We start from the raw sequence: 16,527 nt of genomic DNA on the forward strand, positions 1-16,527 counted from the left end.
TCAGCCCGCGTGTGCATCCTGCCAGCCATGCAATCGCCCCATCGCCTGCACCTCGGCACTGAAGTCGCGTGCAAACCCGGCCATGTCGAACAGGCCGGTGTCCGAACGCCGCTGGGCCAGGGTGGCGCGCAGCGCTGCCAGTGCCTGCGGGTCGTTGCCGAGCGCGATGGCGGTCTCCACGAATGCGCGGTCGTCGGCAGCGTTCATCGCCGGCAGCTGCAGGTGATGGTTGAGCGAACCGGCCACGCGCGAAGCGAACGTCGCGCCCGGGCAGGTCAGCACCGGGCAGCCGGCCCACAGTGCATCGGATGCGGTGGTGTGCGCGTTGTACGGGTGGGTGTCCAGGAACAGGTCCGCCTGCTGGTAGCGCGCCAGGTAGGTCGGGTGCGGCAGCTTGGGCATGAACACCAGCCGCGCCGGATCCAGCCCCGCCTCGCGCGCCGCCGCGCGCAGCCGCGCATCGGCATTGCCCGGCCCGGACAGCAGCCACAACACGCTGCCCGGCACGCCCTGCAGCACCGCGAACGCGCGGCGCATGCTGCGCGGGTTGAGCTTGTAACTGTTGTTGAAGCAGCAGAACACCACGCCCTGCGCGGGCAGGCCACAGGCCTCGCGGCCTGGCGCGGGCTCCAGCACGCGGGTGTTGTCCGAGGGCTGGAACGCGCGGGGCAGGCGCCGGACCTGTTCGCTGAAGGCCGGCGTCAGCGCGGCAGGCAGCACGTAGTCATCGGCCAGCACGTAGTCGATCCACGCCGCGCCCGACGTGCCCGGATACGCCAGCCAGTTCACCTGCACCGGGGCCGGGCGCATCGCCAGTACCGCCGGCGCGCCCCCTCCGCCCCAGCCACGCAGATCGAACAGCACATCGATGCCGGTCGCGCGGATCCGCGCGGCGATCGCCGCGTGCGGCAGGCTCGACACGTCATGCAGTGCAGTGGCAGCGGCCTGCAGGCGCGCGCGGATCGCGCTGCCATCATCGGCGTTGAGGGCAAACAGATGCAGCTCCAGCGCGCCGAGCGCACGCAGCTGCTCGAACAGCGCCACGGTCAGCAGCCCGGTGGGGTGCGCGCCGAAGCCATTGGAAAGGAAACCCACGCGCAGCTGGCCCTCGCGGCGGACCTGCGCAGGCGGCAGCGCACGCACTCCCTCGGCAATGCCCGCAGCGCGCTGCCGCGCACACGCCCGCTGCTCGGCGGCGCTGGCGTCTTCGCTGAGGAAGGCGAACGGCTCCACCACCGCCGCGCCCTGCGCCACGGCCTGGCGCACCTGCTGGGACAGCGGTTCGAGTTCGCGCCAGTCGCACAGCCGGCGTTGCCAGTTGAGCAGCTGGGCGGTGATGTAAGGCTCGCCGGGCAGCAGCCGATGCGCCTGGCGGTAGGCATCGGCAGCGGCTTCAGGCTGGCCGGCGTCTTCCAGCGCGTGGCCCAGCCACAGCGCGATGCCGGGGTGCTCCGGGACCAGGTTGGCGGCCTGCCGCAACAGCGTGGCTGCTTCGCCATGGCGGCCCTGCATCCAGCGCGTGCGGCCCAGCCGGGCCAGCGCTTCGGGGTGGCCGGGGCGCATTTGCAACGCGCGTGTAGCGGCGTGATCGCCGGCAGCGGTGTCACCGGCCTCAAGCTCGGCGTCGGCCAGCATCACCCAGGCGATGAAGTCCTGCGGCTGGCGCTGCACCGCGCTGCGCAGCTGCTCGCGCTGCGGGTCCATGCTCACGCGCCGGCGGACAGCTGGGCCAGTTCATCGGCCTGATGTTCGTGGATCAGCCGCTCCACCAGCGTGTCCAGCTCACCGGCGATGATGTTGGGCAGGTCGTACAGGGTCAGCCCTTCCACGCGGTGGTCGGTGATCCGGCCCTGCGGGAAGCTGTAGGTGCGGATGCGCTGGCTGCGGTCGCCGCTGCCGACCTGCAGCCGGCGGCTTTCCGCGGTGGCGGCCGCCTGCTTGCTGCGCTCGGCATCGAGCAGCTGCGCCTTCAGGCGCTTCATCGCCTTGTCGCGGTTGGCGTGCTGGCTGCGCTCGGTCTGGCATTCCACCACCACGCCGCTGGGCACGTGGGTGATGCGGATGGCCGATTCGGTCTTGTTGACGTGCTGGCCACCGGCGCCGGACGAGCGGAACGTATCCACCCGCAGGTCGGCCGGGTTGATGACGATCTCATCGACCTCGTCGGCTTCGGGAATGATCGCTACCGTGGCCGCCGAGGTGTGGATGCGGCCCTGCGACTCGGTGGCCGGGACGCGCTGCACGCGGTGCGTGCCGGATTCGAACTTGAGCTTGGAATAGGCGCCGCGGCCGACCACGCGCGCCACGATCTCCTTGTAGCCGCCATGCTCGCCGGGGCTGTCCGATTCGATCTCCACCTTCCAGCCCTGGCGCTCGGCATAGCGCGCGTACATGCGGAACAGGTCGCCGGCGAAAATCGCCGCCTCGTCGCCGCCGGTGCCGGCGCGCACTTCCAGGAACAGGTTGCCATCGTCGCGCGGATCGCGCGGCACCAGCAGCAGCGCCAGGTCATGGTCCAGCTGCTGCAGGCGTTCCTGCGCGGCGATGATTTCCTCCTCGGCCAGCTCGCGCAGGTCCGGGTCGGCACGCATCGCTTCGGCGGCGGCCAGGTCGGCCAACGCCCGCGCTTCGTCGTCCAGCGCGGTGGCGATCGGCTGCAGCTGGGCGAATTCACGTGAAAAATTGCGGAAGCGCTCGTTGTCGCCGACCACATCCGGGTCGGCCAGCAGGCGTTCAAGTTCTTCGCGGCGTTCGGCCAGCGCTTCCAGCTTACGGCGCAGGGTCGGCGTCATCGTTGCTCACGGCAGGGTGTTGGTAGCCCGGTTTGGCCGGGAACAGGCGCTCGGCGGCGCGGGTCAATTCAGTATCGCCGCTGAGCGCGGCCGCACGCAGCGCGGCGGTCGGCGGGTGCAGCAGGCGGTTGGTCAGGCCATGCGCGAGCAGCTCCAGCACCTCCTCCGGCGATTTGCCGTGGGCCAGCTGCTGGCGCGCCTTGTCCAGCATTTCCACCCGGGTGGCTTCGCCGTACGCGCGCAGCTGGCGCAGCGGCGCCTGGTGCGCGTTGGCCTGCAGAGTCTCGACGAACCGCGATACCTGCAGCTCGATGATGGCTTCGGCTTCAGCGGCCGCCTCGCGCCGGCTGCGGCGGTTGTCCTCCACCGCGCGCTCCAGGTCGTCGACCGTGTACAGGAAGGCGTCCTGCAGCTCGCCCACCCCGGTTTCGATATCGCGCGGCACCGCCAGGTCGAACAGCAGCATCGGCTTGTGCTTTCGCGAGCGCAGCGCGGCGGCGATCTGCGCCTTGGTGATCACCGGCTCGCGCGCGGCGGTGGCCGAAAACACCACGTCGGCTTCGCCCAGGTGGCGTTCCAGCTCGGTCAGCGGCAGTGCCACGCCGCCGTGGCGGGTGGCCAGCTCCTGCGCGTGCGCCAGGGTGCGGTTGGCGATCAGCAGCCGGCGTACGCGGCCTTCGCTGAGGTGGCGGGCGGCCAGTTCGATGGTTTCGCCGGCGCCGACCAGCAGTACGGTGGAGTCTTCCAGCCGCGCGAAGGAGTTCTGCGCCAGGCGCACTGCGGTGGAGGCCACCGAGATCGGGTTGGCGCCCACGCGGGTATCGGTGCGCGCGCGCTTGGCCACCGAGAAGGTCTGCTGGAACAAGCGATCCAGGCGCTGGCCGAGCAGGCCATGGTCGCGCGCGGTCGCCCAGGCATCCTTCACCTGGCCCAGGATCTGGGGCTCACCCAGCACCATCGAGTCCAGCCCGGTGGCGACCCGGAACAGGTGGCGCACCGCATCGGCATCGGCATGCTGGTACAGGTAACCGTGCAGCTGCCCGGCGTGCGACTCCAGCCACTGCGCCAGCGCCTCGCCCGATTCGGCCACGGCATACAGCTCCGTGCGGTTGCAGGTGGACAGCAGCACCGCCTCGGCCACCTGCGGGGTATCGCGCAGCGACGCCAATGCCTGGGGCAGGGCGTCGCCGCCAAAGGACGCGCGTTCGCGCAGTTCCACTGGCGCGGTCTGGTGATTCAGTCCGAGCACCCACAGGGTCATTGTTCAGTTGCTTGCGATAAGCTGCTGGCCATTCAAGTCGTCATTTTAAGGCCAGAAGCCCCCGATGCCCGCATTGATTCGCATCTCCAGCGTTCTGCTGCTGTCCCTGTTCACCGCCAACGCCCTGGCGGCGGCTCCGGCTGCACCGGCCGGCAAGGCCGGAACGGCCGAACCGGCGTCGCTGACCCCGGTCATGGCCGGTGAGTTCGCGCTGCAGGCCGGCAAGCTGCCCGAGGCCGCGCGCTGGTACCTGGAGGCCGCCGAGGCGGGCCGTGACGACGCCGGCCTGGCCGAGCGCGCCACCCGGATCGCCATGCTCGCCGACGATGACAAGCGCGCCAGCCGCGCGTTGTCCCTGTGGGAGAAGCGTGCGCCCCGTTCGTTGTCCATGCGCAGCGCTGCGGCCGCGCTGGACCTGCGCAAGGGCGATGTGAAGGGCGCGCGGACCGAGCTGGCCAGCCTGCTGCGTGACCCGGACCCGCGCGGCTGGAAGTTCGCGCTGGCCGCGCTGGTCGGTGGGGGCCGCGACCCGGCCGCCGCCGCCGATGTGCTGGGCCGGCTGGTCGACGACAACGCCATCCCCAACCAGCTCGAGCCCTGGCAGGAATTTGGCCGGCTGGCCATGCGCATGGACCGGCCCGAGCTGGCCCGGCGCATGGTCGATGAAGTGGTGCGCCGCTTCCCCGGTGAGCCGCGCGTGGCGCTGCTCAATGCCAGCCTGATGTTCCAGGCCGGCAAGACCGACGACGCCCTGGCAGCGCTGCGTTCGGTGGAACCGCGCACCGCCGAAGACCCGGAGCTGCGCAATGCCGTCGCCATCGCCTACGACGCCATGGGCGATGCGACATCGGCCGAGCGCGTGCTCGCGGTCGGTCCGCAGAACGTGCAGACCTGGGGCATGCGCGCCTCGCTGCTGGCCAAGCAGAAGGACGATGTGGCGCTGCTGGCGCTGTATACCGATCTCTCGAAGCAGGCGACCAAGCCGGATCCGGCGCAGCGCCTGCTGCTGGGCAAGATCGCCGAATACCTCAAGCGCCATGCCGAAGCGGTGGACTGGTACCTCAGCGTGCCGGGCGGCGAAGAGCGGGCCGAAGCGCGCCTGCGTGCGGCCAGCGCACAGTACGAACTGGGCCAGACCGACAAGGCCTTCGCCGGGGTGCACGCGATCCAGTCCGACGCCATGATCGACGATGAAGCGCGGCGCGATGCGTACCTGCTCGAAGCCGAGCTGCGCCAGCGGGGCGATGACCTGCCGGGTGAGCTGGACGCGCTGGCCCGGGGCCTGGCCGCCTACCCGGACGAGAACGCGCTGCTGTATGCACGCGCGCTGGCCTGGGAGCGCCGCGATGACGTGCCGCGCGCCGAAGCGGACCTGCGCAAGATCCTGGTGACCGAGCCGGAGAACGTGGCCGCGCTCAATGCGCTGGGCTACACCCTGGCCGACCGCACCACGCGCTACCAGGAAGCATTGGAGCTGATCGACCGTGCCCGCGTGGCCGAGCCGGACAACGCCGCCATCGTCGACAGCTACGGCTGGGTGCTCTATCGCCTGGGCCGCAACGAAGAAGCGCTGGTCCAGCTGCGCCGCGCCTGGACGCTGGCCAAGGACCCGGAAATCGCCGCGCATGTGGGTGAGGTGCTGTGGGTGCTCGGGCGCAAGGACGAGGCCCGCCGCTTCTTCGATGAAGCACGCAAGCTCGACCCGGAAAACCGTGCGCTGCAGCGCGTGATCGAGAAATACGGCGTATGAACCTGATTCCCGTGAAGGCCGCCCTGGCGGCGGTCTTGGCCGTGTCGTTGTCGGCCTGCGTGTCACTGGACACGCGCAAGGCCCCGGCCGCCCCCGATGTGGTGACCACCGTGAGCACCGAAGCGCAGCAGGCCGAGGCCGCGCGCGTGGACGCACTGCGCGCACAGCCGGCGTGGTCGTTCCAGGGCCGGGTCGCGGTCAGCAAGGGGCGCAACGGCGGCAGTGGTCGCATCGATTGGCAGCAGCAGGCGCGGCAGTACGTGGTGTCGCTGAGCGCGCCGGTCACCCGGCAGAGCTGGACCCTGAGCGGCGACAGCGAAAGCCGCAGCGGGCGCCTGGACGGCGTGGACGGTGGTCCCCGCCAAGGCGAGGATGCGCAGCAGGTGCTGCTGGAGGCCACCGGCTGGGATATCCCGGTGAACCAGTTGCCGGACTGGGTGCGCGGCCTGGTCGCCGAAGGGGCCGGCGCCGGGCAGATCGATCGGGACGCCGACGGCCGGCCGCGCCGCGTCCGCCAGATGGACTGGGAGATCCAGTTCCTGGACTGGTATCCGGCTGAAGGCGACCGCCCGGTGCTGCCGCGGCGGATCGAGGCGGTCAATGGCGACGCCAAAGTGCGCCTGCTGGTCGACGGCTGGGTGCTCGGCAGCCCATGAGCGCGCTGGACCTGAACGCCGGCGGGCCGTGGTTTCCGGCCCCGGCCAAACTCAACCTGTTCCTGCACATCACCGGCCGCCGCGCCGACGGCTACCACGAACTGCAGAGCGTGTTCCGGCTGCTGGACTGGGGCGACCGGGTCCAGCTGCAGGTGCGTGAAGACGGCCAGGTGCGTCGTGTGGGGCCGTCCGTGCCCGGCGTGGCCGAGGCCGATGATCTCGCCGTGCGTGCTGCGGTCCTCCTGAAAAATCATGCGAACGTCGCTCAAGGTGTGGATATCGCCGTCGAAAAGCGCATTCCGGCGGGCGGCGGTTTTGGCGGGGGTTCTTCCGATGCGGCGACTGTCCTGGTCGCGTTGAACGCGCTCTGGAAAACGGGTCTGGACGAAGATGCGCTGGCCGGCCTGGGCCTGCAGCTGGGCGCGGACGTGCCGGTCTTCGTGCGCGGCCGCAACGCCTGGGCCGAAGGCGTGGGGGAACAACTGACCCCGCTGGCGCTGCCGCCGGCCTGGTATGTGATCGCCGACCCCGGCGTTCACGTGCCCACGGCTGCACTTTTCGCCAGTCCCGATTTGACGCGCGACGCCCCAGTAGCGAAAATAGCGGACTTCGCTTCCGGGTCTTTGCTCGGGAATGCGTTCGAGCCGGTACTGCGCCGTCGCGAACCTGCCGTCGAGGCAGTGCTTATCGCGTTGGACAGGATTGGCCGGGCACGACTCACCGGGTCGGGAAGCGGTTGTTTCGTCGAGTTCGCCACGCGCGCTGCTGCAGAGCAGGGCCTGGCGCGGTTGCCGAAGGAACTGCGGGCATGGGTGGCTGCGGGCGTGGAGCGCTCGCCACTGCTTGATGTACTCGAGCGTTATTGATTTTGATGCAGGGGCGTCGCCAAGAGGCCCAAGGCACCAGGTTTTGATCCTGGCATTCGGAGGTTCGAATCCTCCCGCCCCTGCCACTTGCGGACGCCAACCGCGTTCCATGCGCATGCTGCGCGGACACGGTTGAACGGCCGCGGTGTTGTCACCGCAGACGTCCTCGGGCGCCGGCGGCCGAGTTCTCCGCCAATCGCTCCCGCCCGAGACCGTCATGATGCAAGATCACCCGAACCTGCTGGTATTTTCCGGCAACGCCAACAAGCGCCTTGCGCAGAGCATCTGCAAGGAACTGGGGGTGCGACCGGGCAAGGCGCTGGTGTCGCGCTTCTCCGATGGCGAAGTGCAGGTCGAAATCGAAGAGAACGTCCGCAAGCAGGACGTCTTCGTGATCCAGCCGACCTGTGCGCCCAGCGCCGAGAACCTGATGGAACTGCTGGTCCTGATCGACGCGCTCAAGCGCGCTTCGGTCAACAGTGTCACCGCCGTGGTGCCGTACTTCGGCTACTCGCGCCAGGATCGCCGCATGCGCTCCTCGCGCGTGCCGATCACCGCCAAGGTCGCCGCCAAGATGTTCAGCGCCGTTGGCGCCGACCGCGTCCTGACGGTGGACCTGCATGCCGACCAGATCCAGGGGTTCTTCGACATGCCGGTGGACAACGTGTATGCCTCGCCGCTGCTGCTCGCCGATATCTGGCGCGCCTACGGCACTGAAAACCTGATCGTGGTGTCCCCGGACGTGGGTGGCGTGGTGCGTGCGCGTGCCGTCGCCAAGCGCCTGGACGATGCCGACCTGGCGATCATCGACAAGCGCCGTCCGCGCGCCAACGTCTCCACCGTGATGAACATCATCGGTGACGTCGAAGGCAAGACCTGCGTGATGGTCGATGACATCGTCGATACCGCCGGCACCCTGTGTGCGGCCGCCGCGGCGCTGAAGGCGCGTGGCGCCCTCAAGGTGGCCGCGTACTGCACCCACGCCGTGCTCTCGGGCCCGGCGGTGGACAATATCAACAACTCCCAGCTCGACGAGCTGGTGGTGACCGATACCATCCCGCTGCGTGAAGAAGCGCGCGTGTGCAGCAAGATCCGCCAGCTCAGCGTGGCGGAAATGCTGGCCGAAACGATGCGCCGCATCGCCTTCGGCGAGTCGGTCAGCTCGCTGTACGTGGATTGATTCGTTTTTTCCTGGCCGCCGGCAACGGCAGCCAGGGCCCCGGGGACGTCTGGTCGCGGACGTGCCCTTCATCGCCAAGCCATTCCGGCAAGGCAACAACTGGTAGAAGCAAAATGTCGAAGACCCATGAAATCAAGGTCACCAAGCGTGAACTGCAGCGTAAGGGTGCGAGCCGCCGCCTGCGTCACGCCGGTGTGATCCCGGCCATCGTGTACGGTGGCAACGCCGAACCGGTCGCCATCAGCCTGGACCACAACGCCACCTGGCTGGCCCAGCAGAACGAGTGGTTCTACTCGTCGATCCTGAGCCTGAACCTGGACGGCCAGATCACCAAGGTCCTGCTGCGTGACATGCAGCGCCACCCGCACAAGCAGCTGATCATGCACCTGGATTTCCTGCGCGTGGATGAGAACCAGGCCCTGACCGCTTCGGTGCCGCTGCACTTCCTCAACGAAGACACCTCGCCGGCCGGCAAGGCTGCCGACGTCGTGGTCACCCACGAACTGAAGGAAGTCACCATCAGCTGCCTGCCGAAGGACCTGCCGGAGTCGATCGACGTCGACCTGGGCGAGCTGAAGGCTGGCGACGTGGTGTACCTGTCCAACATCAAGCTGCCGAAGGGCGTTGAGATCGTTGCCCTGGCCCAGGGCAAGGACCACGACGACGCCATCGTCACTGCCAAGCACGGCAAGGGCGAAGCCGCTGATGAAGAAGTGGCTGCTGCAGAGTAAGTGATTGCGGCGCCTGTCCCCCCGGGGCAGGCGCCGTTTCTGCATGTACCGGCACGACGCCGGTAGCGATGAAGAAGAGCGATGACAGGATTGCGATTGATCGTTGGCCTGGGTAACCCCGGACCCGAGCACGCCCAGACCCGGCACAATGCCGGGTTTCGTTTCATTGACGCCCTGGTCGCACAGGCCGGCGCGCGCTGGAGCGTGGACAGCAAGCTGTTCGGCGAGACCGCCAAGGTCGATATCGCCGGCCAACCGGTGTGGCTGCTCAAGCCCGCCACCTTCATGAATCTCAGTGGCAAGTCGGTCACCGCCGCCCAGCGCTTCTGGAAGATCGAGCCCGAGGAAACCCTGCTGGCGCACGACGAACTGGACCTGCCGCCCGGCGTGGCCCGGCTCAAGTTCGATGGCGGCCACGGTGGCCAGAACGGCCTGCGTGACACCATCCGCCTGCTCGGCCATGGCAGGTTCCACCGCCTGCGCATCGGCATCGGTCATCCCGGTCACAAGGACCGCGTGGTGCCATGGGTGCTCGGCCGTGCCAGCAAGGACGATGACGTGCTGATCGGGCATGCCATCGACGACGCCATCGACGTACTGCCGCTGGCCGTGCGTGGCGATTACAGTGAGGCGATGAAGCGCCTGCACACCCCGAAATAACCACGGCGCACCGACCGACGGTCGGTGCCTACCACCCCAGAGGTTGTCAAAGATGGGTATCAAATGCGGCATCGTCGGCCTGCCCAACGTCGGCAAATCGACCCTGTTCAACGCGCTGACCAAGGCGGGCATCGCCGCGGCCAACTTCCCGTTCTGCACCATCGAGCCGAACGTCGGCATCGTGCCCGTGCCGGATCCGCGCCTGAACGAACTGGCGGCGATCATCAACCCGCAGAAGGTCATCCCGACCGCCGTGGAGTTCGTCGACATCGCCGGCCTGGTCGCCGGTGCCGCCAGCGGTGAAGGCCTGGGCAACAAGTTCCTGGCCCACATCCGCGAAGTGGATGCGATCACGCACGTGGTGCGCTGCTTCGAGCACGGCGACATCATCCACGTGGCAGGCAAGGTGGATCCGATCTCGGACATCGAGACGATCGACATCGAGCTGGCCCTGGCGGACCTGGACAGCGTGGAAAAGGCGCTGAACCGCGCCGAGCGCGCGGCCAAGGGTGGCGACAAGGATGCAGCGGCTCGCAAGCCGGTGCTGGCCAAGCTCCAGGCTGCGCTGGCCGACGGCAAGGCGGGTCGTTCGGTGGGCCTGGACGAGGAAGAGAAGGCGCTGGTGCGCGACCTGTTCCTGCTGACGCTGAAGCCGGTGATGTATATCTGCAACGTGCTGGAAGACGGCTTCGAGAACAATCCGCACCTGGAAGCGGTGCGCGCGCACGCTGCGGCCGAGGGCGCGATGGTGGTGCCGGTCTCGGCGGCGATCGAAGAAGAGCTCTCGCAGCTGGACGACGAAGACCGCGACACGTTCCTGGCCGACCTCGGCCTGAGCGAGCCGGGCCTCAACCGCGTGATCAACGCGGCGTACAAGCTGCTCGGCCTGCAGACCTACTTCACCGCTGGCGTGAAGGAAGTCCGCGCCTGGACCGTGCGCAAGGGCGCCACCGCCCCGCAGGCGGCCGCCGTGATCCACACCGACTTCGAGAAGGGCTTCATCCGCGCCGAAACCATCGCGTATGACGACTTCATCAAGTACAAGGGCGAAGCCGGCGCCAAGGAAGCCGGTCGCCTGCGCCTGGAAGGCAAGGAATACCGCGTCCAGGAAGGCGACATCCTGCACTTCCGCTTCAACGTCTGATTCAGCCCGACGCTGATGTCCGCAACGCCCCGCCTTGAGCGGGGCGTTTGCGTTTGGGTGTGGACAATAATTAGCCACGCCCCGAAAGCGCTGCGCGACAGGCTTCAACCGACTTGTCCACAACAAACTCCCACGGCTTTCCACGATGCGTGTGGAAAACCCGTCGTTCGCCTGGACAAATAATCACCACGCACTCAAGACCGTTGCAGCGCGGGGCTCATGCAGGGTTGTCCACAGCTAACTCCCACCGCTCTCCACGACCCCTGTGGAGAACGTGCACGCAACTGACGTGATGCCGGGCGTTGCCCGGCTGCTTCACGCATATGAGCGAACAGCCTTGCTCTGCGAGCGCACCTGGCTTGGGCCGTCGGGTGCGGGTTTGCGGGACACGCCGTGAACCCATCCATGGGGGCTCGTAGAAAACATCCATGTTTTCTATGGTCCCGCAAACCCACCCCCGCCGGCCCCCGACAGTTGGCCGGTGGCCAAGGAAGGAGCGGAATTCCCGTTGTTTGGCATGCTCCGGCATCGCCGGTAGGGTTGGTTCCCAAACAACCGCCGTGAACGTATCTACGTCCGGTAGCGCATGAATTGGATCGGAAGGATCGACGGCCAACGGCCGTCCCCCGCGTTTCCCATGGCTATGACACACCGTCCCGCCAAGCCAGACGATCGTTGCAGAACGGCTGTTCGCCTCACCGCTTACAGCGCAGACCCTCCAAACTTGTGCGTGTACTGCAGGTTCAACTGGCGGCCCACGGTATCGAACCACGACACGTCGTAATACGGGTACGACGTATAGGTCGCATCCTTCGGCGGCATCTTGTTGAACAGGTTCACCACCGACAGCGACAGGCGCGAGTGGTCGTCGAAGCGATACTGCACGGACAGGTTGTAGCGGTACGTCGCCTTCATCCAAGGGCTGTCGCCGCTTTCCCAGTCGAAACTCTGGTCGTAGCTGTCGAAGCTCGGCAGCTTGCCCAGCCGCGAACCGTACAGCGTGGTCGACCACGCCGCGTTCTCCCAGGTCAGGCTGGCGCTGGTCTTGGTGCGCGGAATGTCGAAGCCGCTGTTGACCGCGAACTGGTCTTCCACCACGTCGCCGGCGAACTGCTGGAAATCATGGCGCTGCACCCACGTGTGGTTGCCGCTCAGGATGAAATCACCGACGCCGGTGGTCAGGCGGTAGCGCAGGCCGACGTCGATGCCGCGGGTGGTTTCGCGGGCGATGTTGATCGGGCTCACGTGCACCCCGTACAGGCGGCCGTCGTCGGTTCGGGTGACGCGGCTGATGGCGTCCACGCAGGTCGGCGAGCTGGCATCAGCATCGCCCAGGCGGCAGGCTGCCTCATCGCGCAGGATCGTGCTCACGTCCATGTCCTGCACCTGGTCGCGCATGTCGATGTCGAACCAGTCCACCGACAGGTCCAGGCCCACGGCAGGCGACCACACCAGACCCGCGCTCCAGGACGTGCTGGTCTCCGGATCGAGCTGGCGGTTGCCCTCGCGGGTCCGGATCAGGTTTTCCTCGTAATCGGAGCAGTCGTCCGCGCCATCCACCGCGCAGGCGTAGTAGTCGTTGGCACTGGTTTCATCGTTGCCCGGGCCGGCATACACATAGTGCAGGTCCGGCGCGCGGAACGCGGTGCCGTACGAGCCGCGCACCAGCAGCGAATCGATCGGCCGCCATTCGATGCCGCCGCTCCAGGTCGCCTTGCCGATCGTGTTGCCCGAGTAGCGATACTGGTCGAAGCGGCCGGCCACGCTCACGTTGAGCGTGTCGTGCAGCGGCAGCCGCAGCTCGGCCGCGGTGGCCCAGCGGTTGCGGCTGCCATGGCCGTCCGAATCCTTCCAGCTGTAGTAGTAGTACTGCGTGGCCAGCGGATCGGGATTGAGCGCGTAGGACTGGTTGCCGAACTCGGCGGTGGCCGCAAAGCCGGCCTTGCCGCCGGGCAGCTCGAACAGCTCGCCGTTGGTCAGGGTCAGCGTGGCGGTATCGGTGCGCGACTTGGGCGTGTAGGTGGTGCGCGCGGCGATCGAATCGTACTCGGCGCGGGTCAGCGGCCGGTACAGGCGCGCCGGGTCGGCGTTGTAGATCGGGAAGCCATCGTCGTCCTCGCCCAGCTGCGGGCCCAGGAACAGGTCGTTGGCCTTTGCCGCGATGATCTGCGGCCAGCGGATCGATGACTGGTACTGCGAATGGCTCAGCGAGGCCTCGTAATCCCAGGCCGCGTCCAGCGAGCCCTTGAACCCGGTGGTGACACTGAAGGTCTTCTGCGTGCTGCGGATCATGCCGTTGCTCAGCCCGCCCATTTCCTCCGGCGAGAACTGGCGCTGCCAGAACTCCACCTGGTCGGTGGCCTGGTTGTGGAAGTAGCCGTCCTCGTTGCCATCCGGCGCCATCAGCCCCCACTGGGTCACGTCGCGCATCAGCGCGATGTCGTGGTAGCCCAGCTGTACGTCGGCGAACCACTCCGCGCCATTCTCGAAGCCATAGCGCAGCGAGGCGTAGCCGTTGGCGCCACGGCGCTTGCTCAGGATCGTGCCGTAGCCGATCGAGCGGTCGCTGCCGCAGTAGAAGCCGTAGCGCGCGCGCTCGGCGTAGTAGGTGCTGCCCTTGTTCTGTCCGGCCAGCGCATCGCAGGTGGCCTGGCCCGGGTCCAGGTAATCGTCGTTGTAATCCGTGCGCAGGTAAGCGCGGCGCGCGGCGCGCGCGCTGTCGGTGGGGGCGTCGAGGGTGGAATCCTGCTGGGTGCGCTCATAGGCCCACAGCGGGGTCTGCGACTGCAGTTCCAGGCTGTATACCGCGCTGAACCTGCCCGAATCGAAGCCGCTGGCGATGCTCATGTCGAACGACTCGCCACCGCCCTCGGTGGTGGTGCCCATGCGCACGTCCACCGTGCTGCCATCGACCTGCTTCTTCAGGATGAAGTTGACCACGCCGGCGATCGCGTCCGAGCCGTAGATGGCCGACGCGCTGCCGGTCAGCACTTCGATCCGGTCGATCATGCCCAGCGGGATGTTGGAGACGTCGGTGAAGTTGCTGCGGCCCTGGAACGGCATCGGGAAGTCGGCAATCCGGCGGCCATTGACCAGCACCAGGGTGTGGTTCGGCCCCAGCCCGCGCAGGTCGACCTGCTGCGCGCCCGGTGAGAAATCGGCACCGCTGGCGGACTGCTGGCTCTGGGTCTCGCCGCCGTTCTGGGTCATCGAACGCAGCACGTCCGGCACGCTGGTGAAACCGCTGGCCTGGATCTGCTCGGCGGTGATCACCGTCACCGGGGCCGGGCCTTCAACCTGCGCGCGCGGAATGCGCGAGCCGGTGACCTGCACCGTGTCCAGCTGCTGCACCCCGGGGGCCGGGGCCTGCGCCGCCGCAGTTGCGGCCACACCCATCAACGCCAGCTGGATCGACCACGCCATCGCCTGTTTACGCATGAGAATTCCCAACAAGAAAGTAGGCCTCAGGGGAGGCCGCGACCCCCATTCACATTCGGTGAACGGACGGCGCGCATTTAACGCCTTTTTTACGCCGTTCACCACTGCCGCGTCTTCAGGAAGGGGCTGAAGCCGATTTCCGGCCCCAGCCACGGCCTGCATGTCTTTCGGCCGATGCAGGCGGGCGTGCGGCGCGGGCATGATGGGGGTTCACCCGCTCCGGTCATCGCCATGTCCCGTCGATCCGCCCTCCTGCTGTCCCTGTGCCTGCTCAGCCCCCTCGCGTCGGCCGCCGAACCGGTATTGGTCATCCATGGCGGGGCAGGGGTGCAGCGCAACGATCTCTCGGCGGCCGAGGAAAAGGCGGCGCGCGCGGCACTGAGCCAGGCGCTCATCAAAGGCCACCAGGCGCTGGCGGCCGGCAAGCCGGCGCTGGACGCGGTCACCGCCGCCATCACCGTGCTCGAGGACGATCCGACCTTCAATGCCGGCAAGGGCGCGGTGTTCACCCATGACGGGCGCAACGAACTGGATGCCGCGCTGATGGACGGCGCCAGCCTCAAGGCCGGCGCAGTGGCCGGCGTGCAGCGCGTGCGCAACCCGATCCTCCTCGCCGAAGCGGTGATGCAGCACTCCCCGCACGTGATGATGGTGGGCCAGGGTGCCGAGACCTTCGCCGCGAGCCAGGGCATCGCGCTGGTCGATCCGTCCTACTTCCGCACCGAAAAGCGCTGGCAACAGCTGCAGAAGGCACTGAAGGAAGAGGCCAGCGGGCAGGCCCATGCCGACCTGGAAACGGCCCGCCACTTCGGCACCGTGGGTGCCGTCGCGCTGGACAGCCAGGGCCACCTGGCCGCCGGCACCTCCACGGGTGGCATGACCAACAAGCGCTACGGGCGGGTGGGCGACTCACCGATCATCGGCGCCGGCACCTACGCAAACGCCACCTGTGCGGTGTCCGGCACCGGCTGGGGCGAGTACTACATCCGCACGGCCGCCGCGTACGACATCTGCGCGCGCATGCAGTACCTGAAGCAAGGCCCGGAAGAGGCCGGGCGCGAGGTGATCAATACGCGCATTCCCGCGCTGGGCGGCGATGGTGGTGCGATCGTGCTGGGGGCCGATGGCCGTGCCGCCACGCCGTTCAATACGCAGGGCATGTATCGCGGCTGGATTGGTGCCGACGGCGTGCCGCACGTGGCGATCTTCGCGGACGAAACGCTGACGCTTCCGGGCCAATAGCCCGCGTTGTCAGGGCAAATTGCGATTCGTGTGAAAAATTTCAAAAAGGTTGTTGACAGAACCCGCATTCACCCCCAAAATTCACGGCTCTTCCACCCCACACCGAAAACGCTTCGGCGCCACGGGACAGGGTGGTAAGGAGGGATACCCAAGCGGCCAACGGGGGCAGACTGTAAATCTGCTGGCTTACGCCTTCGGTGGTTCGAATCCACCTCCCTCCACCAGTTTCATGCAGTTTCAAGTTGTGGCAATAGCTTCCGATGCGGGAGTAGTTCAATGGTAGAACCTCAGCCTTCCAAGCTGATGGTGCGGGTTCGATCCCCGTCTCCCGCTCCATTGAATGGATTTGAATATATTCAAATTCGTGCCATAATTCAAAACTCGCTCACGTAGCTCAGTCGGTAGAGCACCTCCTTGGTAAGGAGGAGGTCGAAGGTTCGATTCCTTTCGTGAGCACCATCTTAGTGCCACCATTCAGACGATTTCGAGATAAGCAGCCATGGCCAAGGGTAAGTTCGAGCGCACCAAGCCGCACGTCAACGTCGGCACCATCGGTCACGTCGACCACGGCAAGACCACGCTGACCGCCGCACTGACCAAGATCGGTGCCGAGCGCTTCGGTGGCGAGTTCAAGGATTATTCCTCGATCGACGCCGCGCCGGAAGAAAAGGCCCGTGGCATCACGATCTCGACCGCACACGTCGAATACGAATCCCCGACCCGTCACTATGCCCACGTCGATTGCCCGGGCCATGCTGACTACGTCAAGAACATGATCACCGGTGCTGCCCAGATGGACGGCGCGAT

13 protein-coding genes and 4 tRNA genes are annotated in these 16,527 nt (G+C 67.3%); 13 read left to right on the forward strand and 4 right to left on the reverse strand.

Annotation, left to right across the window (positions count from 1 at the left end; all coding sequences use genetic code 11):
• From ACQG3P_RS18020 to hemA, 3 genes are read right to left on the reverse strand one after another with little or no spacing between them, the layout of a single operon-like run.
• Complete coding sequence (locus tag ACQG3P_RS18020) at positions 1-1,710, reverse strand: tetratricopeptide repeat protein (protein ID WP_426805800.1); 1,710 nt, start codon at positions 1,708-1,710, stop codon at positions 1-3.
• The gene (prfA, locus tag ACQG3P_RS18025) at positions 1,707-2,792 is read right to left on the reverse strand and encodes a peptide chain release factor 1 (protein ID WP_426805801.1); all 1,086 of its coding nucleotides are present in this window, start codon (positions 2,790-2,792) and stop codon (positions 1,707-1,709) included. Before prfA ends, ACQG3P_RS18020 begins: the two co-directional genes overlap by 4 nt.
• Positions 2,770-4,053 carry a glutamyl-tRNA reductase gene (hemA, locus tag ACQG3P_RS18030; protein WP_095364647.1) on the reverse strand — a complete coding sequence of 428 codons (1,284 nt, stop codon included), beginning with the start codon at positions 4,051-4,053 and terminating at the stop codon, positions 2,770-2,772. The genes prfA and hemA overlap by 23 nt, the downstream gene beginning before the upstream one ends.
• Before the next feature lie 64 nt (positions 4,054-4,117).
• On the opposite strand from hemA, the gene ACQG3P_RS18035 reads away from it, so the two are divergent.
• From ACQG3P_RS18035 to ychF, 8 genes are all read left to right on the forward strand, one after another.
• Positions 4,118-5,803 (forward strand): tetratricopeptide repeat protein, encoded by a 1,686-nt coding sequence (locus tag ACQG3P_RS18035; RefSeq protein WP_217538807.1) that lies wholly within the window; start codon positions 4,118-4,120, stop codon positions 5,801-5,803.
• On the forward strand, positions 5,800-6,459 hold the full coding sequence (lolB, locus tag ACQG3P_RS18040; RefSeq protein WP_184124878.1) for a lipoprotein insertase outer membrane protein LolB: 660 nt from the start codon (positions 5,800-5,802) through the stop codon (positions 6,457-6,459). The genes ACQG3P_RS18035 and lolB overlap by 4 nt, the downstream gene beginning before the upstream one ends.
• Positions 6,456-7,325 carry a 4-(cytidine 5'-diphospho)-2-C-methyl-D-erythritol kinase gene (ispE, locus tag ACQG3P_RS18045; RefSeq protein ID WP_426805802.1) on the forward strand — a complete coding sequence of 290 codons (870 nt, stop codon included), beginning with the start codon at positions 6,456-6,458 and terminating at the stop codon, positions 7,323-7,325. Before lolB ends, ispE begins: the two co-directional genes overlap by 4 nt.
• A 9-nt stretch (positions 7,326-7,334) precedes the next feature.
• A tRNA-Gln gene (locus ACQG3P_RS18050) sits at positions 7,335-7,411 on the forward strand.
• 134 nt (positions 7,412-7,545) lie between these two features.
• Positions 7,546-8,505 (forward strand): ribose-phosphate diphosphokinase, encoded by a 960-nt coding sequence (locus ACQG3P_RS18055; protein ID WP_038692467.1) that lies wholly within the window; start codon positions 7,546-7,548, stop codon positions 8,503-8,505.
• 113 nt (positions 8,506-8,618) lie between these two features.
• Positions 8,619-9,236, forward strand: coding sequence for a 50S ribosomal protein L25/general stress protein Ctc (locus tag ACQG3P_RS18060; RefSeq protein WP_217538809.1), 618 nt, complete (start codon positions 8,619-8,621; stop codon positions 9,234-9,236).
• An 81-nt stretch (positions 9,237-9,317) separates the two neighbouring features.
• The gene (gene pth / locus ACQG3P_RS18065; RefSeq protein ID WP_184124884.1) at positions 9,318-9,896 is read left to right on the forward strand and encodes an aminoacyl-tRNA hydrolase; all 579 of its coding nucleotides are present in this window, start codon (positions 9,318-9,320) and stop codon (positions 9,894-9,896) included.
• A 52-nt stretch (positions 9,897-9,948) separates the two neighbouring features.
• Entirely contained in the window at positions 9,949-11,040 is a 1,092-nt protein-coding gene (gene ychF, locus ACQG3P_RS18070; RefSeq protein WP_217538810.1) for a redox-regulated ATPase YchF, read from the forward strand.
• A gap of 702 nt (positions 11,041-11,742) precedes the next feature.
• Here ychF and ACQG3P_RS18075 read toward each other — a convergent pair.
• Positions 11,743-14,478, reverse strand: a complete 2,736-nt coding sequence (locus tag ACQG3P_RS18075) for a TonB-dependent receptor plug domain-containing protein (RefSeq protein WP_426805803.1) — start codon at positions 14,476-14,478, stop codon at positions 11,743-11,745.
• 231 nt (positions 14,479-14,709) lie between these two features.
• On the opposite strand from ACQG3P_RS18075, the gene ACQG3P_RS18080 reads away from it, so the two are divergent.
• The 5 genes from ACQG3P_RS18080 to ACQG3P_RS18100 all read left to right on the forward strand — a co-directional run.
• Positions 14,710-15,720: an isoaspartyl peptidase/L-asparaginase family protein gene (locus tag ACQG3P_RS18080; protein ID WP_426805804.1), complete on the forward strand. Its 1,011-nt coding sequence runs from the start codon at positions 14,710-14,712 to the stop codon at positions 15,718-15,720.
• Positions 15,721-15,858: 138 nt separating this feature from the next.
• Positions 15,859-15,944 (forward strand) — tRNA-Tyr (locus tag ACQG3P_RS18085).
• A 38-nt stretch (positions 15,945-15,982) separates the two neighbouring features.
• Positions 15,983-16,056 (forward strand) — tRNA-Gly (locus ACQG3P_RS18090).
• 47 nt (positions 16,057-16,103) lie between these two features.
• Positions 16,104-16,179: transfer RNA gene (locus tag ACQG3P_RS18095), tRNA-Thr, on the forward strand.
• A 40-nt stretch (positions 16,180-16,219) separates the two neighbouring features.
• The coding region (locus ACQG3P_RS18100) for a GTP-binding protein (protein WP_426805805.1) at positions 16,220-16,527 on the forward strand (308 nt) is incomplete at its 3' end.

Source organism: Stenotrophomonas sp. SrG (assembly GCF_050031795.1).
GTDB classification, from domain to species: domain Bacteria; phylum Pseudomonadota; class Gammaproteobacteria; order Xanthomonadales; family Xanthomonadaceae; genus Stenotrophomonas; species Stenotrophomonas rhizophila_A.

Coding starts and splice junctions, on each gene's coding strand:
- prfA (WP_426805801.1), bottom strand. CDS start 2,792: ATGACGCCGACCCTGCGCCGTAAGCTGGAAGCGCTGGCCGAACGCCGC.
- hemA (WP_095364647.1), bottom strand. CDS start 4,053: ATGACCCTGTGGGTGCTCGGACTGAATCACCAGACCGCGCCAGTGGAA.
- ACQG3P_RS18035 (WP_217538807.1), top strand. CDS start 4,118: ATGCCCGCATTGATTCGCATCTCCAGCGTTCTGCTGCTGTCCCTGTTC.
- lolB (WP_184124878.1), top strand. CDS start 5,800: ATGAACCTGATTCCCGTGAAGGCCGCCCTGGCGGCGGTCTTGGCCGTG.
- ispE (WP_426805802.1), top strand. CDS start 6,456: ATGAGCGCGCTGGACCTGAACGCCGGCGGGCCGTGGTTTCCGGCCCCG.
- ACQG3P_RS18055 (WP_038692467.1), top strand. CDS start 7,546: ATGCAAGATCACCCGAACCTGCTGGTATTTTCCGGCAACGCCAACAAG.
- ACQG3P_RS18060 (WP_217538809.1), top strand. CDS start 8,619: ATGTCGAAGACCCATGAAATCAAGGTCACCAAGCGTGAACTGCAGCGT.
- pth (WP_184124884.1), top strand. CDS start 9,318: ATGACAGGATTGCGATTGATCGTTGGCCTGGGTAACCCCGGACCCGAG.
- ychF (WP_217538810.1), top strand. CDS start 9,949: ATGGGTATCAAATGCGGCATCGTCGGCCTGCCCAACGTCGGCAAATCG.
- ACQG3P_RS18075 (WP_426805803.1), bottom strand. CDS start 14,478: ATGCGTAAACAGGCGATGGCGTGGTCGATCCAGCTGGCGTTGATGGGT.
- ACQG3P_RS18080 (WP_426805804.1), top strand. CDS start 14,710: ATGTCCCGTCGATCCGCCCTCCTGCTGTCCCTGTGCCTGCTCAGCCCC.